This window comes from Kitasatospora sp. NPDC127121, assembly GCF_042677305.1.
Classification (GTDB): domain Bacteria; phylum Actinomycetota; class Actinomycetes; order Streptomycetales; family Streptomycetaceae; genus Kitasatospora.
This window is the reverse complement of record NZ_JBHXTQ010000051.1, coordinates 24,037-42,615: the sequence shown is the minus strand read 5'-3', so window position 1 is coordinate 42,615 and position 18,579 is coordinate 24,037. Positions and strand designations below refer to the sequence as shown.

The 18,579-nt window shown below is 73.3% G+C and carries 13 protein-coding genes; 4 read left to right on the top strand and 9 right to left on the bottom strand.

What is annotated here, in order from left to right; genetic code table 11:
- Positions 1-212 precede the first annotated feature (212 nt).
- Positions 213-1,106: an IclR family transcriptional regulator gene (locus tag ACFVHI_RS23990; RefSeq protein WP_079136066.1), complete on the bottom strand. Its 894-nt coding sequence runs from the start codon at positions 1,104-1,106 to the stop codon at positions 213-215.
- A 426-nt stretch (positions 1,107-1,532) separates the two neighbouring features.
- Here ACFVHI_RS23990 and ACFVHI_RS23985 point away from each other — a divergent pair, with 426 nt between their 5' ends.
- The 4 genes from ACFVHI_RS23985 to ACFVHI_RS23970 all read left to right on the top strand — a co-directional run bounded on the left by ACFVHI_RS23985 (position 1,533) and on the right by ACFVHI_RS23970 (position 7,508).
- Positions 1,533-2,843 (top strand): extracellular solute-binding protein, encoded by a 1,311-nt coding sequence (locus ACFVHI_RS23985; protein ID WP_063350255.1) that lies wholly within the window; start codon positions 1,533-1,535, stop codon positions 2,841-2,843.
- 94 nt (positions 2,844-2,937) lie between these two features.
- The gene (locus tag ACFVHI_RS23980; protein WP_380342509.1) at positions 2,938-3,918 is read left to right on the top strand and encodes a carbohydrate ABC transporter permease; all 981 of its coding nucleotides are present in this window, start codon (positions 2,938-2,940) and stop codon (positions 3,916-3,918) included.
- A gap of 5 nt (positions 3,919-3,923) precedes the next feature.
- Positions 3,924-4,853, top strand: a complete 930-nt coding sequence (locus ACFVHI_RS23975) for a carbohydrate ABC transporter permease (protein ID WP_380342539.1) — start codon at positions 3,924-3,926, stop codon at positions 4,851-4,853.
- Between the two features lie 261 nt (positions 4,854-5,114).
- Positions 5,115-7,508 carry an excinuclease ABC subunit UvrA gene (locus ACFVHI_RS23970; RefSeq protein ID WP_363371080.1) on the top strand — a complete coding sequence of 798 codons (2,394 nt, stop codon included), beginning with the start codon at positions 5,115-5,117 and terminating at the stop codon, positions 7,506-7,508.
- Positions 7,509-7,652: 144 nt separating this feature from the next.
- On the opposite strand, the gene ACFVHI_RS23965 is transcribed toward ACFVHI_RS23970, so the two are convergent.
- Genes ACFVHI_RS23965 through ACFVHI_RS23930 form a run of 8 tightly spaced genes read right to left on the bottom strand, consistent with a single transcriptional unit; the run spans position 7,653 to position 18,538 of the window.
- Entirely contained in the window at positions 7,653-9,278 is a 1,626-nt protein-coding gene (locus tag ACFVHI_RS23965) for an amidohydrolase (protein ID WP_380342506.1), read from the bottom strand.
- Positions 9,275-10,129 carry a PaaX family transcriptional regulator C-terminal domain-containing protein gene (locus ACFVHI_RS23960; protein WP_063350258.1) on the bottom strand — a complete coding sequence of 285 codons (855 nt, stop codon included), beginning with the start codon at positions 10,127-10,129 and terminating at the stop codon, positions 9,275-9,277. The genes ACFVHI_RS23965 and ACFVHI_RS23960 overlap by 4 nt, the downstream gene beginning before the upstream one ends.
- A gap of 53 nt (positions 10,130-10,182) precedes the next feature.
- Positions 10,183-10,941 carry an Asp/Glu racemase gene (locus tag ACFVHI_RS23955; protein ID WP_363371001.1) on the bottom strand — a complete coding sequence of 253 codons (759 nt, stop codon included), beginning with the start codon at positions 10,939-10,941 and terminating at the stop codon, positions 10,183-10,185.
- Between the two features lie 48 nt (positions 10,942-10,989).
- Complete coding sequence (locus ACFVHI_RS23950; protein ID WP_380342502.1) at positions 10,990-11,892, bottom strand: fumarylacetoacetate hydrolase family protein; 903 nt, start codon at positions 11,890-11,892, stop codon at positions 10,990-10,992.
- Positions 11,893-11,947: 55 nt separating this feature from the next.
- A complete protein-coding gene (locus tag ACFVHI_RS23945) occupies positions 11,948-13,129 on the bottom strand; it encodes a cupin domain-containing protein (RefSeq protein WP_380342499.1) in 1,182 nt (393 codons plus the stop codon).
- A complete protein-coding gene (locus tag ACFVHI_RS23940; protein ID WP_380342497.1) occupies positions 13,126-14,097 on the bottom strand; it encodes a carbon-nitrogen hydrolase family protein in 972 nt (323 codons plus the stop codon). The genes ACFVHI_RS23945 and ACFVHI_RS23940 overlap by 4 nt, the downstream gene beginning before the upstream one ends.
- A 17-nt stretch (positions 14,098-14,114) precedes the next feature.
- Positions 14,115-16,514 carry an FAD-dependent monooxygenase gene (locus tag ACFVHI_RS23935; protein ID WP_380342494.1) on the bottom strand — a complete coding sequence of 800 codons (2,400 nt, stop codon included), beginning with the start codon at positions 16,512-16,514 and terminating at the stop codon, positions 14,115-14,117.
- Entirely contained in the window at positions 16,511-18,538 is a 2,028-nt protein-coding gene (locus ACFVHI_RS23930; protein ID WP_380342491.1) for an AMP-binding protein, read from the bottom strand. Before ACFVHI_RS23930 ends, ACFVHI_RS23935 begins: the two co-directional genes overlap by 4 nt.
- Between the last annotated feature and the right edge of the window lie 41 nt (positions 18,539-18,579).

Below are 18,579 nucleotides of genomic sequence, written 5' to 3'. Positions count from 1 at the left end.
GTCGCGAGGGAGATGATTCCTCGTCAGGCGTCAGTGGTGCTACCAGAGCACGTCCTACTTTCAGTAGGAAGAGTCCGTGCGACCCGGGCCTGGCGCTCCAATAGTCGGACGGGGTCCGGTGCCTTTCAAAAGGCGCCGGGCCTCATTCGCTTTTTCGGGCTGTTTCGGTGCGCGGTCAGGACTTGGTGGGGCGGGCGAGTTCCGCCGGGGATTCAGGACGGCTGGCGGTCGGAGCCGAGTTCGCGGGAGATCCGCAGTCCGGCCTGGGCGACGACGGGGCCGAGGGCGCGGACGCGGGCGGCGGTCATGCGGGAGGTCAGGCCGGAGACCGACAGGGCGGCGGTGACCTCGCCGGCGTGGTCGAAGATCGGTGCGGCGACGCAGCGGACTTCGGGTTCGTTCTCGCGGTCGTCGATGGAGTAGCCGCGGGCGCGGATCCGGGCGAGGTCGGCGCGCAGCCGGGTCTCGTCGGAGATGGTCCAGGCGGTGACCGGGCGCAGGCCCGCGGCGACGACCTCGGTGACGGCCTCGTCGGGCAGCCAGGCGAGGATGGCCTTTCCGGTGGCGGTGCAGTAGGCGGGGGCCCGGCTGCCGACGCGGGAGGCCATGCGGACGTTGGTCTCGTCCTCGACCTTGTCCAGGTAGACGATTCCGGGGGCCTGCCAGACGGTCAGGTGGACGGTCTCGCCGGCTTCGCGCTGGAGCCGGCGCAGGTGTTCGGCGGCGACGCTGCGCAGGTCGAGGGTGGAGAGGTAGGCCTGGCCGAGGCGCAGTGAGCCGTGGCCGAGCCGGAACCAGCCGGTCTCGCGGTCGCGGTCGAGGAGGTGCTCGTCGAGCAGCGGGCCCGCGAGCCGCAGCACGGTGCTCTTGTTGAGGCCGAGCGCTTCGGCGAGCTGGGCGAGCGGGACGCCGCGCCCGTCGCTGTGGTCGCGGACGTGGCCGAGGACGGCGAGCGCGCGGCGCAGCGAGGACGACTGGTTGCGTTCGGTCGCGGGTTTGCGCCCGGCGGCCGCGCCCGAGGGTCGTTCGGCCGCAGCGCCGGTGGGTCTGTCGGCCGCCGTGCCCGCGGGCCGCTCGGTCTCCGCGTCGGGCCCCGTCTCCGTCATGGGTGGTCCGTCCCCTGTCTCGTTCCGCTGTCGAGTGCTGCTGCCGTGTACTGCTGCCGTGTGCTGATGCCGTGTGCTGCCGGTGTTCCCCCGCTCGACGGCGGCGGTTGTCAGAAGGTACCCGTTCGCGTTCGCAACGCCGCTTCTTCGACACAACGTTGTGCAGTGCAAAACTTCCCGAACCCCCTCTTGTTGGCGCCGATCGCCCGCGCTTAACGTCCCTGCCATCGAGCAGGCGACGCCGCCCCACCCGAACGGTCCGCCCTGCCGCACCCCCGTACCGGCCTGCCCGGGACGCCCCCCAACGCGTCCGGGCCGTCCTCCACCCACACCCACCATCGGCCCCGGTCAGGGCCTGCTTCGACGTACCCGTCCCCAGCGGCGCACGTCTCGGCGGCAACTGTCGGGAGGGGAGGTTCTCCACCCATGCGACTCATCAGACGGACTGCCGCGGCCGCCGTGCTCGCCGCCAGCTGCCTCGCCGCGACCGCCTGCGCGCCGGGCACCGCCGCGCCGGCCGGCGACAAGGCCGCCGACGACCGGACCGGCACCCTCCAGGTCTGGCTGTACAACGAGGCGGGCAACGCGGCCAAGGAGGCCGTGGTCGGCAAGGCGGTGAGCGAGTTCCAGGCCTCTCACCAGGGCGTCACCGTCAAGGTCAGCTACATCGACACCGACGCCTCCGCCCGCGCGGCCAAGATGAAGGGCGCCTTCAACGACCCGGGCAGCGCCCCGGACCTGGTCGAGTTCGGCAACACCGACCTCCCCGGCTACGTCGCGGCCGGCGGCCTCGCCGAGATCGGCGCCGACCTCGACAAGTGGCAGGACAAGGGCGACCTCGACCCGGCGATCGTCAAGACCGCCGTGGTGGACGGCAAGACGTACGGCCTGCCCTGGTGGGTCGCCGTGCGCGCGCTCTACTACCGCAGCGACCTGTTCACCGAGGCCGGGCTGACCCCGCCGACCTCGTACGCCGAACTGGTCACCGCCACCCAGAAGATCCACGCCGCGCACCCCGACACCTTCGGCATCGCCGTCGGCGGCAAGTACACCTTCGGGGCGCTGCCGTTCGTCTGGGACGCGGGCGGCGACATCGCCGCCAAGGACGGCTCCGCGTACAAGGCGGCCATCAACTCGCCCGCCTCGCAGGCCGGGATCAAGCGCTACACCGATCTCTTCGGCGCCGACGGCTGCCCCGCCCAGCAGTGCGCCGACCTCACCGGCGGCAAGACCGTCGACCTGTTCGCGGCTGGCAAGTCGGCGATGGCGATCCTGCCCAACTCCAGCCGCAGCAAGGTCGACGGGGGCCCGGTGAAGGGCAAGTACGGTGTGGTGCCGCTGCCCGGGGAGAAGGCCGGCTCGATCGCCCCGGCGTTCGCGGGCGGCAACAACCTCGGCGTGATGAAGGCGGCCAAGCACCGCACGCTCGCCCTCGAATTCGCCGAACTGCTGGCGGGCCCGGCGTACCAGGAGCAGATGTACGACGCGATGGGCAACCTGCCGACGCTCAAGTCCGTCAGCGGCAAGGTCGCCGCCAAGGACGCCTTCCTGAAGCCGTTCACCGACACCATCGCGGCCGGCACCAGGTTCGTCCCGCTCGACCAGGCGTGGGCGCAGATCGACGCCCAGGCGGTGATCCCGACCATGCTGCAGCAGGTGGTCACCGGCAAGGCGGACGTGGCGAAGGCCTCGGGCGACGCCGCGAACCAGATCACCTCGGCCTTCGCCGCGCACTGACGGCGGCTGCCCACCCACCCCCAACCTCTGGTCCCGTACCACCTCCTGGTCCCGCACCGACCTCCTGGTCCGCGGAAGAGAGCAGGTCCCGCACGTGTCCGCATCCACCACGACCGCCCCGACGGCGCCGCCTTCCCCGCGCGGGCGCCGTGGGGGCACGGCGCCGGCCGCACCCTCGGGCGGCCGGCGCCGCCGGCCCCCGCTGCTGCTGCTCCTGCCGGCCGCGGTCATCCTGATCCCGCTGGTCGCCTACCCGATCTACCAGCTGGGCCTGCTGTCCGTGCTGGACTTCGGGCAGGCCCAGGCCTCCGGGGGCGCCTCGACCTCCTTCGTCGGCTTCGGCAACTACTCGAAGATCCTGAGCGACGGCCAGTTCTGGTCGGTGCTGCTGCAGACGGTCGGCTTCGCCGCGTTCTGCGTGGTCGCCACCCTGGCCGTCGGCGCGACCCTCGCCGTCCTGCTGACCAAGGTCGGGCGGTGGCCCAGGCTGGTGCTGACCACCGCCGCGATGGCGGCCTGGGCGGCGCCGGCGATGACCGGTTCGACGGTGTGGAGCTTCCTGTTCGACACCAACCTCGGCCTGGTCAATCACACGCTGGTGAAGCTCGGGCTCACCGGCTTCCACGAGTTCAACTGGTTCTACGACAAGTGGACGGCGTTCCTGATCGTCGGCGCCGTCGTGGTGTGGCACTCCTTCCCCTTCGTGATGGTCACCCTCTACGCGGGGATCCGGGCGATCCCGGAGGAGATCATGGAGGCCGCCGCCCTGGACGGCGCCAACACCTGGACGACCTTCCGCCGGATCACCGCGCCGATGCTGCGGCCGATCCTGACCATCGTGGTGATCCAGTCGGTGATCTGGGACTTCAAGGTCTTCACCCAGATCTACGTGATGACCGAGGGCGGCGGCATCGCCGGCCAGAACCTGGTGCTCAACGTGTACGCGTACCAGAAGGCGTTCGCCTCCTCGCAGTACGGGCTCGGCGCGGCGATCGGCGTGATCATGCTGCTGATCCTGGTGATCCCGACGGTCCTCTACATCCGCACCCTGCGACGGACGGGGAACGAACTGTGAGCGCCCTGAACCCCGTCCGGGACTCCCGGACCGGCACCGGCGGAACCGGCACCACCCGGAGCCGCAATACCCGAAGCCGTAACACCCGCAACACCCGCGGCCGTTGGCGGCTCGCCGCCAACACCGGCGCGATCGTGCTGGCCGTGGTCACCGCCTTCCCGATCTTCTGGATGGTGCTGTCCGCGTTCAAGCCCAAGGGCGAGGTGCGGTCGCTGGACCCGAAGCCGTGGACGGCGCACCCCACGCTGGAGAGCTTCCGCCAGGTGCTCAGCGTGGACGGCTTCGGCCGGTACTTCGTGAACAGCCTGGTGATCGCGGTGTCGGTGGTGGTGCTCTCGGCCGTCGTGGTGTTCCTGGCGGCGGTGGCCGTGACCAGGTTCCGGTTCAGGTTCCGCACCACCATCATGGTGATGTTCCTGATCGCCCAGATGATCCCGGTCGAGGCGCTCACCATCCCGCTGTTCTTCATGTTCCGCGACGCTGGCCGGTTCGCGCCGGGCATCGGGCTGAACACCCTCGCCTCGCTGATCCTGGTGCAGTTGGCGTTCTCGCTGCCGTTCGGCATCTGGATGATGCGCGGCTTCGTCGCGGCCGTCCCGGTGTCGATCGAGGAGGCCGCGCAGATCGACGGCGCCAGCCGCACCCGCATCCTGTGGCGGATCCTGCTGCCGCTGGTGGCGCCGGGCCTCGCCGCGACCAGCGTGTTCTCCTTCATCGCCGCGTGGAACGACTTCGTCTTCGCGAAGACCTTCATCATCAGCGCCACCCAGAACCAGACCCTGCCGTCCGCGCTGCTGGTCTTCTTCAAGCCGGACGAGAACGACTGGGGCGGCATCATGGCGGCGTCGACGCTGATGACGGTACCGGTGCTGATCTTCTTCATCGCGGTCCAGCGCAAGCTGGTGTCCGGGCTGGCGGGCGCGGTGAAGGACTGAGCCGTCCGGGGCGGTGAAGGACTGACGCCCGCCGGGGCGGTCGGGCGGGTTTCCCCCGTCCGGCCGCCCCGGCGGTCGTGCCACGCCGTGCGGCCGGTACCGGACGCCGATCCGCGGGCCCACCGGCCGGGCCGTCTCCGGGGCGGCGGTTAGGCTTCCGCCATGCCTGGCCGGCACCGGTGGACGGGGCTCCCCTCCCGGGTGCGGCGGCCGGCGATCATCCACCGCGACGGCGGCTCCGCCGCACAGATGGGGAAGACGATGAGCAAGCCCACGAGGACGGCCGCGCAGCCGCCGGCGGCACCCGGTGCCGACAGTCACGACCTGATCCGCGTGCACGGCGCGCGCGAGAACAACCTCAAGGACGTCAGCGTCGAGCTCCCGAAGCGGCGGCTGACGGTGTTCACCGGCGTCTCCGGCTCCGGCAAGAGCTCCCTGGTGTTCGACACGATCGCCGCCGAGTCGCAGCGGCTGATCAACGAGACCTACAGCGCCTTCGTCCAGGGCTTCATGCCGACCCAGGCGCGGCCCGAGGTCGACGTGCTGGAGGGGCTGACCACCGCGATCATCGTCGACCAGCAGCGGATGGGCGCCGACCCCCGCTCCACGGTCGGCACCGCCACCGACGCCAACGCGATGCTGCGGATCCTCTTCAGCCGGCTCGGGCAGCCGCACATCGGCTCGCCCAAGGCGTTCTCCTTCAACGTCCCCTCGATCAGCGGGGCGGGCGCCGTCACCGTCGAACGCGGCGGGAAGACCGTCAAGGAGCGGCGCAGCTTCAGCATCACCGGCGGCATGTGTCCGCGTTGCGAGGGCCGCGGCAGCGTGTCCGACATCGACCTCACCCAGCTCTTCGACGACACCAAGTCGATCTCCGAGGGCGCGATCACCATCCCCGGCTGGAAGACCGACAGCTGGTGGACGGTGGGGATCTACGCGAACTCGGGCTTCCTCGACCCGGACAAGCCGATCCGCAAGTACACCAAGAAGGAGATGCAGGACTTCCTCCACCGCGAGCCGACCAAGGTCAAGGTCAACGGGGTCAACCTCACCTACGAGGGGCTGATCCCGAAGATCCAGAAGTCGATGCTCACCAAGGACCGGGACGCGCTGCAGCCGCACATCCGGGCGTTCGTCGACCGGGCGGTCACCTTCACCGCCTGCCCCGACTGCGGGGGCACCCGGCTCAGCGAGGCGGCCCGGTCGTCGCTGATCGGCGGGACCAGCATCGCCGACGCCTGCGCGATGCAGATCAGCGACCTGGCCGCCTGGGTCCGCGACCTCGACGAGCCGGCCGTGGCGCCGCTGCTCGGGACCCTGCGGCACACCCTCGACTCGTTCGTGGAGATCGGGCTGGGCTACCTCTCGCTCGACCGGCCCTCCGGCACGCTGTCCGGCGGCGAGGCGCAGCGGGTCAAGATGATCCGGCACCTCGGCTCGGCGCTCACCGACGTCACGTACGTCTTCGACGAGCCCACCACCGGCCTGCACCCGCACGACATCCAGCGGATGAACGAACTCCTGCTGCGGCTGCGGGACAAGGGCAACACGGTGCTGGTCGTGGAGCACAAGCCGGAGACCATCGCGATCGCCGACCACGTCGTCGACCTCGGCCCCGGCGCCGGGACGGCGGGCGGCTCGGTCTGCTTCGAGGGCACCGTCGAGGGGCTGCGGTCCAGCGGCACCGTCACCGGCCGCCACTTCGACGACCGGGCCGCCGTCCGCAAGGCGGTGCGCGAGCCGAACGGCACCCTGGAGATCCGCGGCGCGACGGCGAACAACCTGCGCGACGTCGACGTCGACATCCCGCTCGGGGTGCTGACCGTGATCACCGGCGTCGCCGGCTCCGGGAAGAGCTCGCTGGTGCACGGCTCCATTCCGGGGGGCGCGGGCGTGGTGTCCGTCGACCAGGGCGCCATCCGCGGCTCGCGGCGCAGCAACCCGGCGACGTACACCGGGCTGCTGGAGCCGATCCGCAAGGCCTTCGCGAAGGCCAACGGCGTCAAGCCGGCCCTGTTCAGCGCCAACTCCGAAGGCGCCTGCCCCAACTGCAACGGCGCCGGGGTGGTCTTCACCGACCTGGCGATGATGGCCGGCGTGGCCAGCACCTGCGAGGAGTGCGAGGGCAAGCGCTACGACGCCTCGGTGCTGGAGTACCACCTCGGCGGCCGTGACATCAGCGAGGTGCTCGCGATGCCGGTGACCGAGGCCGAGGAGTTCTTCGGCACCGGCGAGGCGCGCATCCCGGCCGCGCACCGCATCCTCGCCAACCTCGCCGACGTCGGGCTCGGCTACCTCAGCCTCGGCCAGCCGCTCACCACGCTGTCCGGCGGCGAGCGGCAGCGGCTCAAGCTGGCCACCCACATGGCCGAGAAGGGCGGCGTCTACGTCCTCGACGAGCCGACCACCGGCCTGCACCTCGCCGACGTCGAGCAGTTGCTCGGGCTGCTCGACCGGCTGGTGGACTCCGGCAAGTCGGTCATCGTCATCGAGCACCACCAGGCGGTGATGGCGCATGCCGACTGGATCATCGACCTCGGCCCGGGCGCCGGCCACGACGGCGGCCGGATCGTCTTCGAGGGCACGCCCGCCGACCTGATCGCCGCCCGCTCCACCCTCACCGGCGAGCACCTCGCGGCCTACGTCGGGGGCTGACGGCCCCGGCGGTCGGGCCCTTCGGCGGTCGAACGTTTCGGCGGCAGGGTGGTGCCACGCCCCGGGCACTGCCCTGCCGCCGTGGCGTTCCACCACCGGGTCCGGCTCGTGCTGCTGGACCCGGTGCGCGGTGGTGGTGGACCGTTACGCGGGAGCGGGGTGGACGGTCCGCCCGCCGACGACCGTGCGCTCGGGCCGCAGCTCGCGCAGCACGTCGACCGGGCAGCTCAGCGGATCGACCGGCCACACCGTCAGATCGGCCAGCGCCCCCGGCCGCAGGCTGCCGCGTTCGGCGCTCTCGCCCATCAGCCGGGCCGCGTGGACGGTGTGCAGCGCGACCGCCTCGGCCCGGTCGACGGCGTGCTCGGGTCCGACCACTCCGGCGGTGGTGCGGCGGGTCGTCATGCCCCACACCGACACCATCGCGCCGTACGGGCCGACCGGGAAGTCCGAGCCGGCGGCCAGCAGCGCGCCCTCGTCGAGCCATTCGCGCAGCGGGAAGATCCCGGCGGTCCGCTCCTCGCCCCAGGCCCGCTGCTGGGCGAGCGCGCCGTCGTGCAGCAGCGGGTGCTGCACGGTGACGGGGATGCCGAGCGCGATCGCCCGGGCCCGCTGGTCGGCCCGGGCCAGTCCGCCGTGCTCGACCACCAGCGTGCCGGGAGGCAGGCCGGGGCGCTGGTCGAGCACCTCCTCGAAGACGTCCAGCAGGGTGCGCAGGCCGCGGTCGCCCCAGGCGTGCACGCCGACCCGCCAGCCGCGTCCGACCACCCGGTCGACGGCCGCGACCAGTTCCTTCGGCTCCCAGAGCAGCCGGCCGTGGTAGCAGGGCCGGCCTTGGTACGGCTCCTCCAGCGCGCCGGCCTCGAAGCCGCCGTCGATGCCGAACTTCACCCCCCACAGCCGCAGCAGGTCGTCGTCCTCGCCGGCGGCGCGCCAGGCGTCCATCCGGTCCAGCAGCTCGTCGACCTGCTCGGGGGTGCGGGCGGCGAAGCCGGAGACCAGCGCCCGGACCCGGACGGCGAGTGCGCCGGCCGCCCGGGCCGCGAGCAGCACGTCGAGGTCCTCGACCGGGACGAGGCAGTCGCGGACGGTGCCGATGCCGGTGGCGGCGTAGTCGGCGGAGGCGGCGCGCAGGCCGGCCACCCGTTCGGCGAGCGCGGGGCGCGGCAGCACCCGCTCGACCAGTTCGACCGCCTTGTTGACCAGCCGCCCGGTGAGCCGCCCCCGGTCGTCGCGTTCGAGCAGGCCGCCGGGCGGGTCGGGGGTGTCGTCGGTGATGCCGGCGAGGCGCAGCGCGGCCGAGTTGAGCACCATGTTGTAGGCGCCGCGGCGGACCAGGACGGGGTGGTCGGCGGTGGCCTCGTCCAGTTCCGCGGTGGTGGGCAGCCGCTGCTCGGCGAGCAGCACCTCCTGCCAGTTGACGGTGGTGTGGATCCACTGGCCGGGCGGGGTCCGGGCGGCGCGTTCGCGGATCAGGCCGAGGAAGGCGGCGAGGTCGCGGGCCCGGTGGACGGGGACGCCGTGGACGCTGTGGCCGGCCAGGATCAGGTGGGTGTGGGTGTCGTCGAAGGCGGGCAGTACCGTCGCGGCGGGGGCGTCCAGGACCTCGGTGTCCGGTCCGATCAGGTCGTCCAGGCCGTGCGGGTCGGCGGACAGGGCAGTGATCCGCGCTCCGGTGACGGCGATCGCCCGCTGCGGCGGCCGGCCGGGGACGAGGGTGTGGACGGCGGCGGCGCGGACGAGGAGGTCGGCGGGGGCGGGGTCGGTCATCGCGGCTCCTGGTGGGGTGGGGCGCCGGCCGGCAGGCCGGTGACCTTCTCGACGTGCCGCAGGCTGGGCTCGGCGAGCAGCGCGTGCAGCTCGGTGAAGACGGCCCGCGCGGCGACGGCGTTCCAGTCGGCGGGCAGCAGCGGTTCGGGCAGGCCCGGGTCCAGGTAGGGCAGCCGGCGCCACTGGGTGAGCATCGGGACGTAGTCGCGGAACGCCTCGACCGGGTCGACCCGCGGCCGGCCGCGCAGTTCGGCGGCGACCGGGCGCCAGGCGTCGTCGAAGGCCGCGTACTGCGCCTCGATCGCGGGGAAGTCCCACCAGCCGGCCACCGCGGTGCGCAGTTCGGCGAAGCCCGCGTACTCGGCGGACAGGAACAGGTGCACGTAGGCGCTCAGCCCGAGGCGCTCCAGCAGCCGCCGGGCGTCCGGCAGCAGCCGGGCGGGCGCCAGCCAGACGCCGGGGGCGGCGTTGCCGAAGCCGAGCCAGCTCAGCCGGGAGCGCAGCTGGTGGCGGTGGGCGCGCTCGGACTCGGGCACCGAGAAGACCGCGACCACCCAGCCGTCGGCGAGTTCGGCGGGCTCCAGGCTGTGGAAGATCCGGCGGTCGCCCTCCTCGAAGACCGGGCCCATCGCCGGGGCGAGCCGGTAGCCGGTGCCGTCGCGGCGCTCCTGGAACAGGGTGCCGGCCTTCTTCAGCCGGGAGATGGCCGAGCGCACCGCCGGGCCGTCGACGTCGAGTTCGGCCATCAGCGCGATCAGGTCGGCGATCGAGATCCAGCCGCCGAGGCGGCGCACGAACTCGCCGTACACGGTGTGGATGAGGGAGCTGGGCCGGGGCGTGCTCTCCGACATGGTGCGCCTCCTCCCCGGCAGCTCGTGGTGATCATAGCGGTGGGAGCTCCGCGTCAGGCGTGGGCGTAGGCGCCGGAGAGCAGGTGCCCGGCGCCGGGGGCGACGGCCGGCAGGCCGAGGGCGCGCAGCAGTTGGTGGGTGGTGCAGATCGCCGCCGAGACGACCGGCTTGCCGAGCTGCTGCTCGGCCTCCTCGACGGCGGACAGCGAGGGCAGCTGCACGCAGGCCGAGAGCACCACCGCATCGGCCTCGGCGTGGGCGAGGCGCCGGGCGATGGCGGGGAGCCGCGCCGGGTCGTGGGCGGCCACGTCGAGGTTGTCGGGGATCTCCAGGGCCGCGTAGTCGAGCACCTCGATGCCCTCGTGGGCCAGGTAGTCGACCACGGTCCGGGCCAGCGGCCGCAGGTACGGGGTGACGAGGGCGACCTTCTTGGCGCCGAGCGTGTGCAGGCCGGTCACCAGGGCGCCCGCGCTGGTGACCACGGGGGCGGGGGCGCCGTTCTCGGCGGTGCGCCGGTGCAGGCGCTGTTCGGCCTCGCGGTGGTAGCCGGGGCCGGTGGCCATCACGGCGACCAGGCAGGCGTAGCCGAGCACGTCGACCCGGGCGTCGGAGAGTTCGGCCGCGCAGCGGTCGGACTCGGCGTCCATGGCGCGCAGTTGCTCGGGGGTGACCCTGGTCATCCGCATCCGGCTGGAGTGGAAGGTGAACCGCTCGGGCGCGACCGCCTCGCGGGCCCGCAGCAGGGCGGGGACCTCGGTCTCCATGGTGACGTTGGAGCTGGGGACGATCTGGCCGATCCGGTAGGTGGTCATGGGGTGCTGGGGCTCCTCTCGGGAGCTGGCCGGGGTGGGGTGCTCCGCTCAGCGGGCGTCGACCACCGGGTTGGCGAGGGTGCCGATCCGCTCGATGGTGGCCTCGACCAGGTCGCCGGGCTGGAGGAACTGCGGCGGCACCAGGCCGGCGCCGACGCCGGACGGGGAGCCGGTGGCGATCACGTCGCCCGGTTCGAGGGTGACACCGGAGGAGATGTCGGCGATCAGCCGGGCGATGCCGAACAGCATGTGGCGGGTGTTGGAGTCCTGCCGCAGCTCGCCGTTGACCCTGAGCGAGAGGTCGAGGTCCTGCGGGTCGGGGATCTCGTCGGCGGTGACCACGACCGGGCCGAACGGTGCGTAGCTGTCCTGCCCTTTGGAGAAGAACCACTGCCCGGAGCGGCGCTGGTCGCGGGCGCTGACGTCGTTGACGATGCTGTAGCCGAAGACGTGCCGCCAGGCGTCCTGCTCGGCCACCCGGAAGGCCGGTTCGCCGATCACCACGGCGAGTTCGCACTCCCAGTCGAGCTGCTTGGTCAGGTCGGCGTTGTGCCGGATGGGCTGGCCCGGGCCGGTGACGGCGGTCGCGGGCTTGCTGAACAGCACCGGCCGGTCGGGCAGTTCGCGTTCGGTGTCCAGGGTGCGGTGCGATTCGGCGACGTGCTCCACGTAGTTGAGGCCGACGCCGACGATCTTGCCGGGCCGCAGGGGCGCGCGCAGCGACACCTCGGCGAGCGGGCGGACGGCGGGGTGGCCGGGCCCGACGTGGGCCAGCAGCGTGCGGGCGGTGGTCAGCGCGGCCTCGCCGGCCCGGACCAGGCCGAGCAGGCCGTCGGGCAGCCGGGCACCGGCGGCGGTGGCGAGGGCGGTCAGGTCGGCGACCTGGTCGCCGAGCCGGGCGCCGAGGCGCGGGGTCTCGTCGCCGTCCGTGCAATAGGTCAACAGGTGCATGGTCGGGGCTCCTTGGGGGTACCGGGCGATGGTGGGCCGGGGTGTGTCCTGCGGGTCAGGCCGGGCCCTGGTGCCCGTCGTGCGCGGGGTGGGCCTCCTCGCGGTAGAGGCCGAGCGAGTGCATCACCGGGAAGTCGTTGAAGGAGAACAGGCAGGCGTCCTCGCCGGGGTCGAGGTTCGCATGCTCGTGCCAGGCCCAGGACGGGACGACGAAGACGTCGCCCTGCTGCCACTCGAAGCGCCGCCCGGCGATCACCGAGACGCCCCGCCCCTTGGCCGCCGTGTAGACCACCGAGCCGGTGTGGCGGTGGGCGCGGGTGGCCTGGCCGGGGCGCAGCAGTTGCAGGTGGGCGGCCATGGTCGGCATCACCGGGCCGCCGGTGACCGGGTTGGTGTACTCCATGATGACGTCGTCGTACGGCGATCCGTCGGTGGCGCGGGCGAGTTGGCACAGCGCGTGGTAGCTGGGCTCCCAGGGCCAGCCGAGCAGGGGGGAGTAGGGCCTGCTCCAGGTCTCGACGCCGTACGGGAGGAGGTTGCCGCCGTAGCTCAGCAGCGAGGAGTTCACCACCGGGCCGGGCCGCTGGTAGAGCTCCGGGTGGACCTCGTAGAAGTTCGCGTCGAGCATGTTGACCAGCGGGATGTCCAGGCCGTCCTGCCAGATCACCGGGGCGTCGTCGGACTCGTTGCCGTGCTCGTGCCAGGAGTTGTTGGGCGTGATGGCGAAGTCGCGCGGGCCGACCTTGAGCTTCTGGCCGTCCACGACCGTCCAGGCGCCGGTGCCCTCGTGGACGAAGCGCAGGGCGGCGGCCTGGTGGCGGTGCGCGGTCATCGCCTCGCCGGGGCCCATGATCTGGAGGCCGGTGTACAGCAGGCCGACGGCGGCGCTCAGTTCGCGGCGCCCGGGGTTGACCAGCATCACCACCCGGCGGCCGGCGTCGTCGGCCTTGACCAGCGGCAGCGCCTTGCGGACCAGCGGGCGCAGGTCGGCGTAGCGCCAGAGCACCGGCACCGACTTGGGCTGCGGGTACCAGGGCTCGATCTCGTTCGCCACCGTCCACAGGGCGCCGGCCTCGTGTTCGGCCAGTTCCTCGTAGTAGGCGGTGAGTTCGGGGCTGTCGGTGACTCTGGCGCGGCCGAGCTGGTCGTCGTCGTGGTCGGCCGTGCGCCCCTGGTCGGTGGTGTCGTGGGGGTCGGTGGTGCCGTGGCGGTCGGTCGTGCCGTCGTGGCTGGTCATGCCTGCTCCTCCGGGAACACCAGCGGCCGCAGCGGGCGGTTGTCCACGTGCAGCCGGAAGACGTCGAAGCGGTTGTAGTGGCCGACGATGTCGTGCATCTGCTTGGGCTGGATGCACCGGCCGAGGTCGATCTCGGCGTAGACGATGCCCTCCTCGTCCACCAGCGGCTCGCCCACCGGGCGTCCGTCGGGGCCGAAGATTCCGGACAACGCGCTGCGCGGGCGGGCGAGTTGCTTGCGCACCTGGTGGTCGTCACCGGCGATCAGGTCCACCATCTCGGGCGAGATGGTGGAGCAGGAGACCACGGTGAACAGCTTGCCCTCGAAGCAGTGCGCGGCGGCGCGCAGCGCGATCGCCTCCGCCATGTCGTAGTCCTCGGGGGCCACCGGCAGGGCGATGTAGCTGGCGGCGTGGACGAGTTCGCCCTGGGCCAGCAGGGTGAAGCGGGCCAGGGTGTTGGTGTTCTCGCCGCAGGCCAGCGCGCCGAGCGGGCCGACGGCCGTGCGGTGCACCCGCAGGGAGCTGCCGTCGCCGGGCGTCCAGGTCAGCTTCTCGGCCCAGGTCGGCACCAACTTGCGGTGCACATCGAGGAGTTCGCCGTCCGCGCCGATGATCAGCAGGGTGTTGTAGAGCACCCCGAGGCTGTGCCGGCCGCGTTCGTTGACGCCGATCACCAGCACCACGCCGGCCTGCCGGGCGGCGGCGCGCAGCGTGTCCACGTACGGGCCGGGGACGTCGACGGCGGCGCGGTAGAGGCGCTCGTACCAGGGCGAGCCCTGCACCGGGTTCATCGTCCAGTTCCAGTACGGGTAGCCGGGGACGAAGACCTCGGGGAAGACCACCAGGGCGGCGCCGTGGCGGGCCGCCTCGTGGATCAGGGCGACGGCCTTGTCGACGGTGGCGGCCGGGTCCAGGTAGACGGGGGCGGCCTGGACGGCCGCGGCGGTGAAGCGGGGCAGGTCGGGCATGGTTCCTCCTCGGCTGCTCAGCGCGGTTCGGGGGTGGGCGGCGGCCAGCGGCGGTGCACCGGCGCGGCGGGCTCGGCCGGCAGGTGCAGGCGCGGTGCGACCCGGTCGGCGTTCGGGCCCGGCGGTCTGCGGCTGCCCGCCGACCAGGGGCCGGGCCAGTGCGCGCCCGGCCCGGTGTAGCCCTGCTCGGCGGCGGCGTGCAGCGTCCAGAGCGGGTCGTACAGCTGGGCCCGCCCGATCGCGACCAGGTCGGCCCGCCCGGCCAGCAGCACGGAGTTGGCGTCGTCGTGCCCGGAGATCGCGCCGACCGCGATGGTCGGCAGGCCGGTGGCGGCGCGGATCAGCTCGGCGAACGGCGTCTGGTAGCCGCGGCCGTACGGCGGCCGCTGGTGGGCGACCACCTCGCCGGTGGACACGTCCACCGCGTCCGCCCCGCCGTCGGCCAGCGCGCGGCCGATCGTGACGGCCTCCGGTGCGGTGGTGCCGCCGGGCGCCCAGTCGCAGGCCGAGATCCGCACCAGCAGCGGCCGCCCGGCCGGCCAGAGCGCGCGGACGGCCGCCAGCACCTCCAGCGGCAGCCGCAGCCGGTGCGCGAGTCGGCCGCCGTAGCGGTCGGTGCGGTGGTTGGTCAGCGGTGAGAGGAAGCCGGAGACCAGGTGGCCGTGGCCGAACTGCAGCTCCAGCGCGTCGAAGCCGGCCCGCGCCGCGCGTTCCGCCGCCTCGGCGAAGTCCGCGACCACGGTGGCCAGTTGGGCGGCGGTGGCCGCGTTCGGGGCAGGGCTGTCCGGGCCCCAGGGGAGCGGGGAGGCGGCGAGCAGCGGCCAGCCGTCGGCGAGCGGGCGCCCGATCCCGTCCGGGCCGGGTGCGGCGGTGGCGCCCCGGCGGCCGGCGTGGGTCAGCTGGAGGCCGACCGGGGTGTCGCTCACCGCGCGGACGGCGTCGACGAGTTCGCGCCAGGCCGTCTCCTGGCGGTCGTTCCACAGCCCCGGGCAGCGGTCGGTGGCCCGGCCCCCGGGGCTGACGGCGGCCATCCCGGTGAGGACCAGCCCGGCGCCGCCGAGCGCGTGCGCGGTCAGCTGGGCCCGGTCGAAGCCGCTGGGCAGGGTGTCGGTGGAGGTGAAGGTGGCGAGCGGGGGCACCACGACGCGGTTGCGCAGCTCCAGGGCGCCGAGCTTCAGCGGCCGGAACATCGGCGGCACTCCGGGCGGGCCGCCGGCGGCGGCGTCCACCGCGTCGACGAAGCCGGGGTCGCGGGCCCGCAGGTTGCCGTAGGTGACCCGGCGGCTGCGGGTGAGCAGGTTGAACACGAACCGGTCGGCGCCCTGCCCGGTGCGCCGCTCCACCGTCTCGAACCACTCCAGGCTCGCCTGCGCGGCCCGCTGGGTGGACTCCACCACCGGGCGCCGCTCCGCCTCGTAGGCGGCCAACGCCTGCTCCAGCGCCGGTTGTTCGTGCAGGCTCGCGGCGAGCGCGAGGGCGTCCTCCAGGGCGAGCTTGGTGCCCGAGCCGATCGAGAAGTGCGCGGAGTGCGCCGCGTCGCCGAGCAGCACCACGTTGCGGTGGCGCCAGCGGGCGTTGCGCACGGTGGTGAAGCTGATCCAGCGGGAGGCGTTCGGGATCAGCCGGTGGCCGTCCAGGTGTCCGGCGAGCAGGTCCGCGCAGCGCCGCACGCTGGCCTCGTCGCTCTCGCCGCGGGCCGGCTCCCGGGCGGCGAGGGCGTCGAACCCGGCCCGGCGCCAGGCGTCTTCGGCGATCTCCACGATGAAGGTGGAGCGGGTCGCGCTGTACGGGTAGGCGTGCACCTGGAGGGTGCCGAAGTCGAACCGCTCGACGATGAAGGTGAAGGCCTCGAAGACCTTGTCGGTGGCGAGCCAGATGTAGCGGCAGTGCCGCTCGTCCAGGTCGGGCCGGAAGGTGTCGGCGTAGGCCGCGCGGGTGCCCGAGTGGATGCCGTCGGCGGCGACCACCAGGTCGTACTCGGTGGCGAGCCGGTCGACCGGAGGGGCGGGGGCGCGGTAGCGCACGTCCACCGCGAGCTGCTCGCAGCGCCGTTGCAGGATCGCGCGCAGCCGGTTGCGGTCGAGTGCCGCGAAGCCGTGCCCGCCGCAGGTGCGGACCTCGCCCGCGTAGCGCACGTCGATGTCGCTCCAGCGGGCGAACTCGGCGCCGATCGCGGCGAAGACCTCCGGGTCGGCCTGGGCGATGCCGTCCAGCGTCTCGTCGGAGAACACCACGCCGAAGCCGAACTCGTCCTGTCGGCCGTCGCGTTCGAAGACGGTGATCTCCCGGTGCGGTGCCAACCGCTTGGCGAGTGCGGCGAAGTAGAGCCCGCCCGGACCGGCGCCGATCACCGCGATGCGGCGGGCCGCGCTGGTGCGGGCGGCGGCGGGTGTGGTGGTGCGGGCCGCGGTGGTCACCGCACCACCTCCGGCTGTTGCGGTCCGGCCTCGGCCAGCGCGCGGCGCACCGGCGCGGGCCAGGGCTCGGCGCCCTTGGCGTTCGGCGCGGCGTGCACCACCGACATCCGCCCGGACGCGGCCAGGCCCTGCGGGCCGTGCACCTCGAAGGCGTAGTGCAGCGAGGAGCCGCCGACCCGGACCACCCGCAGCTCGGTGCGGACCAGGTCGCCGAACCAGAGCCGCTCGCGGTAGTCGGCCTCGAAGTGCACCCGGGGGATCCGCCCGAACAGCTCGGCCAGGCCCAGCCGGCGCAGCAGCGCCGCCTCCGCGGCCTCGGCCCAGCGCTGGACGGCCGAGAAGTGGTAGTGCCCGGCGGCGTCGGTGTCGGACCACTCGACCCGGCGCTCGATCGCCACGCTGGCCGGGGCGGTCGCGGCCCGCCGGCGCAGTTCGGCGCGGTGCAGCTTGCCGGTGGCGGTGCGCGGCAGCCGGGTGACGAACTCGACCGTGCGCGGGTACTTGTACGGGGCGATGGTCCGTTTGACGTGCTCCTGGAGGCTCCGCACCTGCTCCGGCCCGGCGGGCGCGCCCTCGCGCAGCACCACGTAGGCCTTCACCACCGTGCCGCGCCGTTCGTCCGGCGCCCCGACCACCGCGCAGTCGGCGACGTCGGGGTGGGCGGCGAGGGCCTGCTCGACCTCGGGGCCGGCGATGTTGTAGCCGGCCGAGACGATCATGTCGTCGTTGCGCGCCTGGTACCAGAAGTAGCCGTCCCGGTCGCGGAGGTAGGTGTCGCCGGTGAGGTTCCAGCCGTTGCGGACGTAGTCGCGCTGGCGCTCGTCGTCCAGGTAGCGGCAGCCGGTCGGGCCCTTGACGGCGAGCAGGCCGGGCACGCCGTCCGGCACCGGCCGGCCCTGCTCGTCGAGGACGGTGGCCCGGTAGCCGGGGACGGGGCGGCCGGTCGCGCCGGGGCGGATGTCGCCGTCGGCGGCGGAGATGAACACGTGCAGCAGCTCGGTGGCGCCGAGGCCGTCGATCAGCCGCTGCCCGGTGGCCGCGTGGAAGGACTCCCAGAGGGCGGCGGGCAGGTGCTCGCCGGCCGAGACGCAGCGCCGTACGCCGGACAGGCGGTCGGCGAGCCCGGCGGCCAGGATCGCCCGGTAGGCGGTCGGAGCGGTGAACAGCACGCCGACCCGGTGCCGGTGGACCTGCTCGGCGAGCTGCTCGGGGGTGGCCTGCTCCAGCAGCAGGCTGGCGGCGCCGGCGCGCAGCGGGAAGACCACCAGGCCGCCGAGCCCGAAGGTGAAGGCGAGCGGCGGGGTGCCGGCGAACAGGTCGTCGGGGGTGGGGCGCAGGAGGTGGCGGGAGAAGGTGTCGGCGTTGGCGAGCACGTCGCGGTGGAAGTGCAGGGTGGCCTTGGGCCGTCCGGTGGTTCCGGAGGTGAAGGCGATCAGCGCGACGTCGTCGGCGGCGGTCGGGACGGCGGTGAAGCCGCCGCTCTTGGCGGCGCAGCGGGCGGTCAGGTCCTGGGGGCCGGGCCCGCCGAAGGGGAGCACCCGCAGGCCGGGTGTCTCGGCGCGGGCGAGGTCGTCCAGGTAGCGGTGGTCGCACAGGGCGATGGCGGGCCGGGCGATCCGGTGCAGTCCGGTCAGTTCGGCGGCCCGCAGCAGCGGCATGGTGCTGACGGCCACGCCGCCGGCCTTCAGGACGCCGAGCCAGCAGGCCACCAGCCAGGGGGTGTTGGGGCCGCGGAGCAGCACCCGGTTGCCGGTGGCCAGGCCGAGGTCCTCGGTCAGCAGCCGGGCCACCCGGTCGGCGTGGTCGCGCAGTTCGCCGTAGGTCCACTGGCCGGTCGGGGTGAGCAGGCAGCGGCGGTCGGGGCCGTACCGGGTGATCGTTGCGTCGAGCAGCGCCTGGGCGCAGTTCAGTCGGTCCGGATAGGCCAACTCCGGTATGTCGAAGAGGAGTTCGGGCCACTGGTCGAAGGGCGGGAGATGGTCGCGGCAGAACGTGTCCACGTGCGCGGAGGGGGATAGCTCCATGGGCGGGCACCTCATCGTGCGAGCGGGAGTGAGGCCAGTAT

Coding starts and splice junctions, on each gene's coding strand:
- ACFVHI_RS23990 (WP_079136066.1), bottom strand. CDS start 1,106: ATGACGGAGACGGGGCCCGACGCGGAGACCGAGCGGCCCGCGGGCACG.
- ACFVHI_RS23985 (WP_063350255.1), top strand. CDS start 1,533: ATGCGACTCATCAGACGGACTGCCGCGGCCGCCGTGCTCGCCGCCAGC.
- ACFVHI_RS23970 (WP_363371080.1), top strand. CDS start 5,115: ATGAGCAAGCCCACGAGGACGGCCGCGCAGCCGCCGGCGGCACCCGGT.
- ACFVHI_RS23965 (WP_380342506.1), bottom strand. CDS start 9,278: ATGACCGACCCCGCCCCCGCCGACCTCCTCGTCCGCGCCGCCGCCGTC.
- ACFVHI_RS23960 (WP_063350258.1), bottom strand. CDS start 10,129: ATGTCGGAGAGCACGCCCCGGCCCAGCTCCCTCATCCACACCGTGTAC.
- ACFVHI_RS23955 (WP_363371001.1), bottom strand. CDS start 10,941: ATGACCACCTACCGGATCGGCCAGATCGTCCCCAGCTCCAACGTCACC.
- ACFVHI_RS23950 (WP_380342502.1), bottom strand. CDS start 11,892: ATGCACCTGTTGACCTATTGCACGGACGGCGACGAGACCCCGCGCCTC.
- ACFVHI_RS23945 (WP_380342499.1), bottom strand. CDS start 13,129: ATGACCAGCCACGACGGCACGACCGACCGCCACGGCACCACCGACCCC.
- ACFVHI_RS23940 (WP_380342497.1), bottom strand. CDS start 14,097: ATGCCCGACCTGCCCCGCTTCACCGCCGCGGCCGTCCAGGCCGCCCCC.
- ACFVHI_RS23930 (WP_380342491.1), bottom strand. CDS start 18,538: ATGGAGCTATCCCCCTCCGCGCACGTGGACACGTTCTGCCGCGACCAT.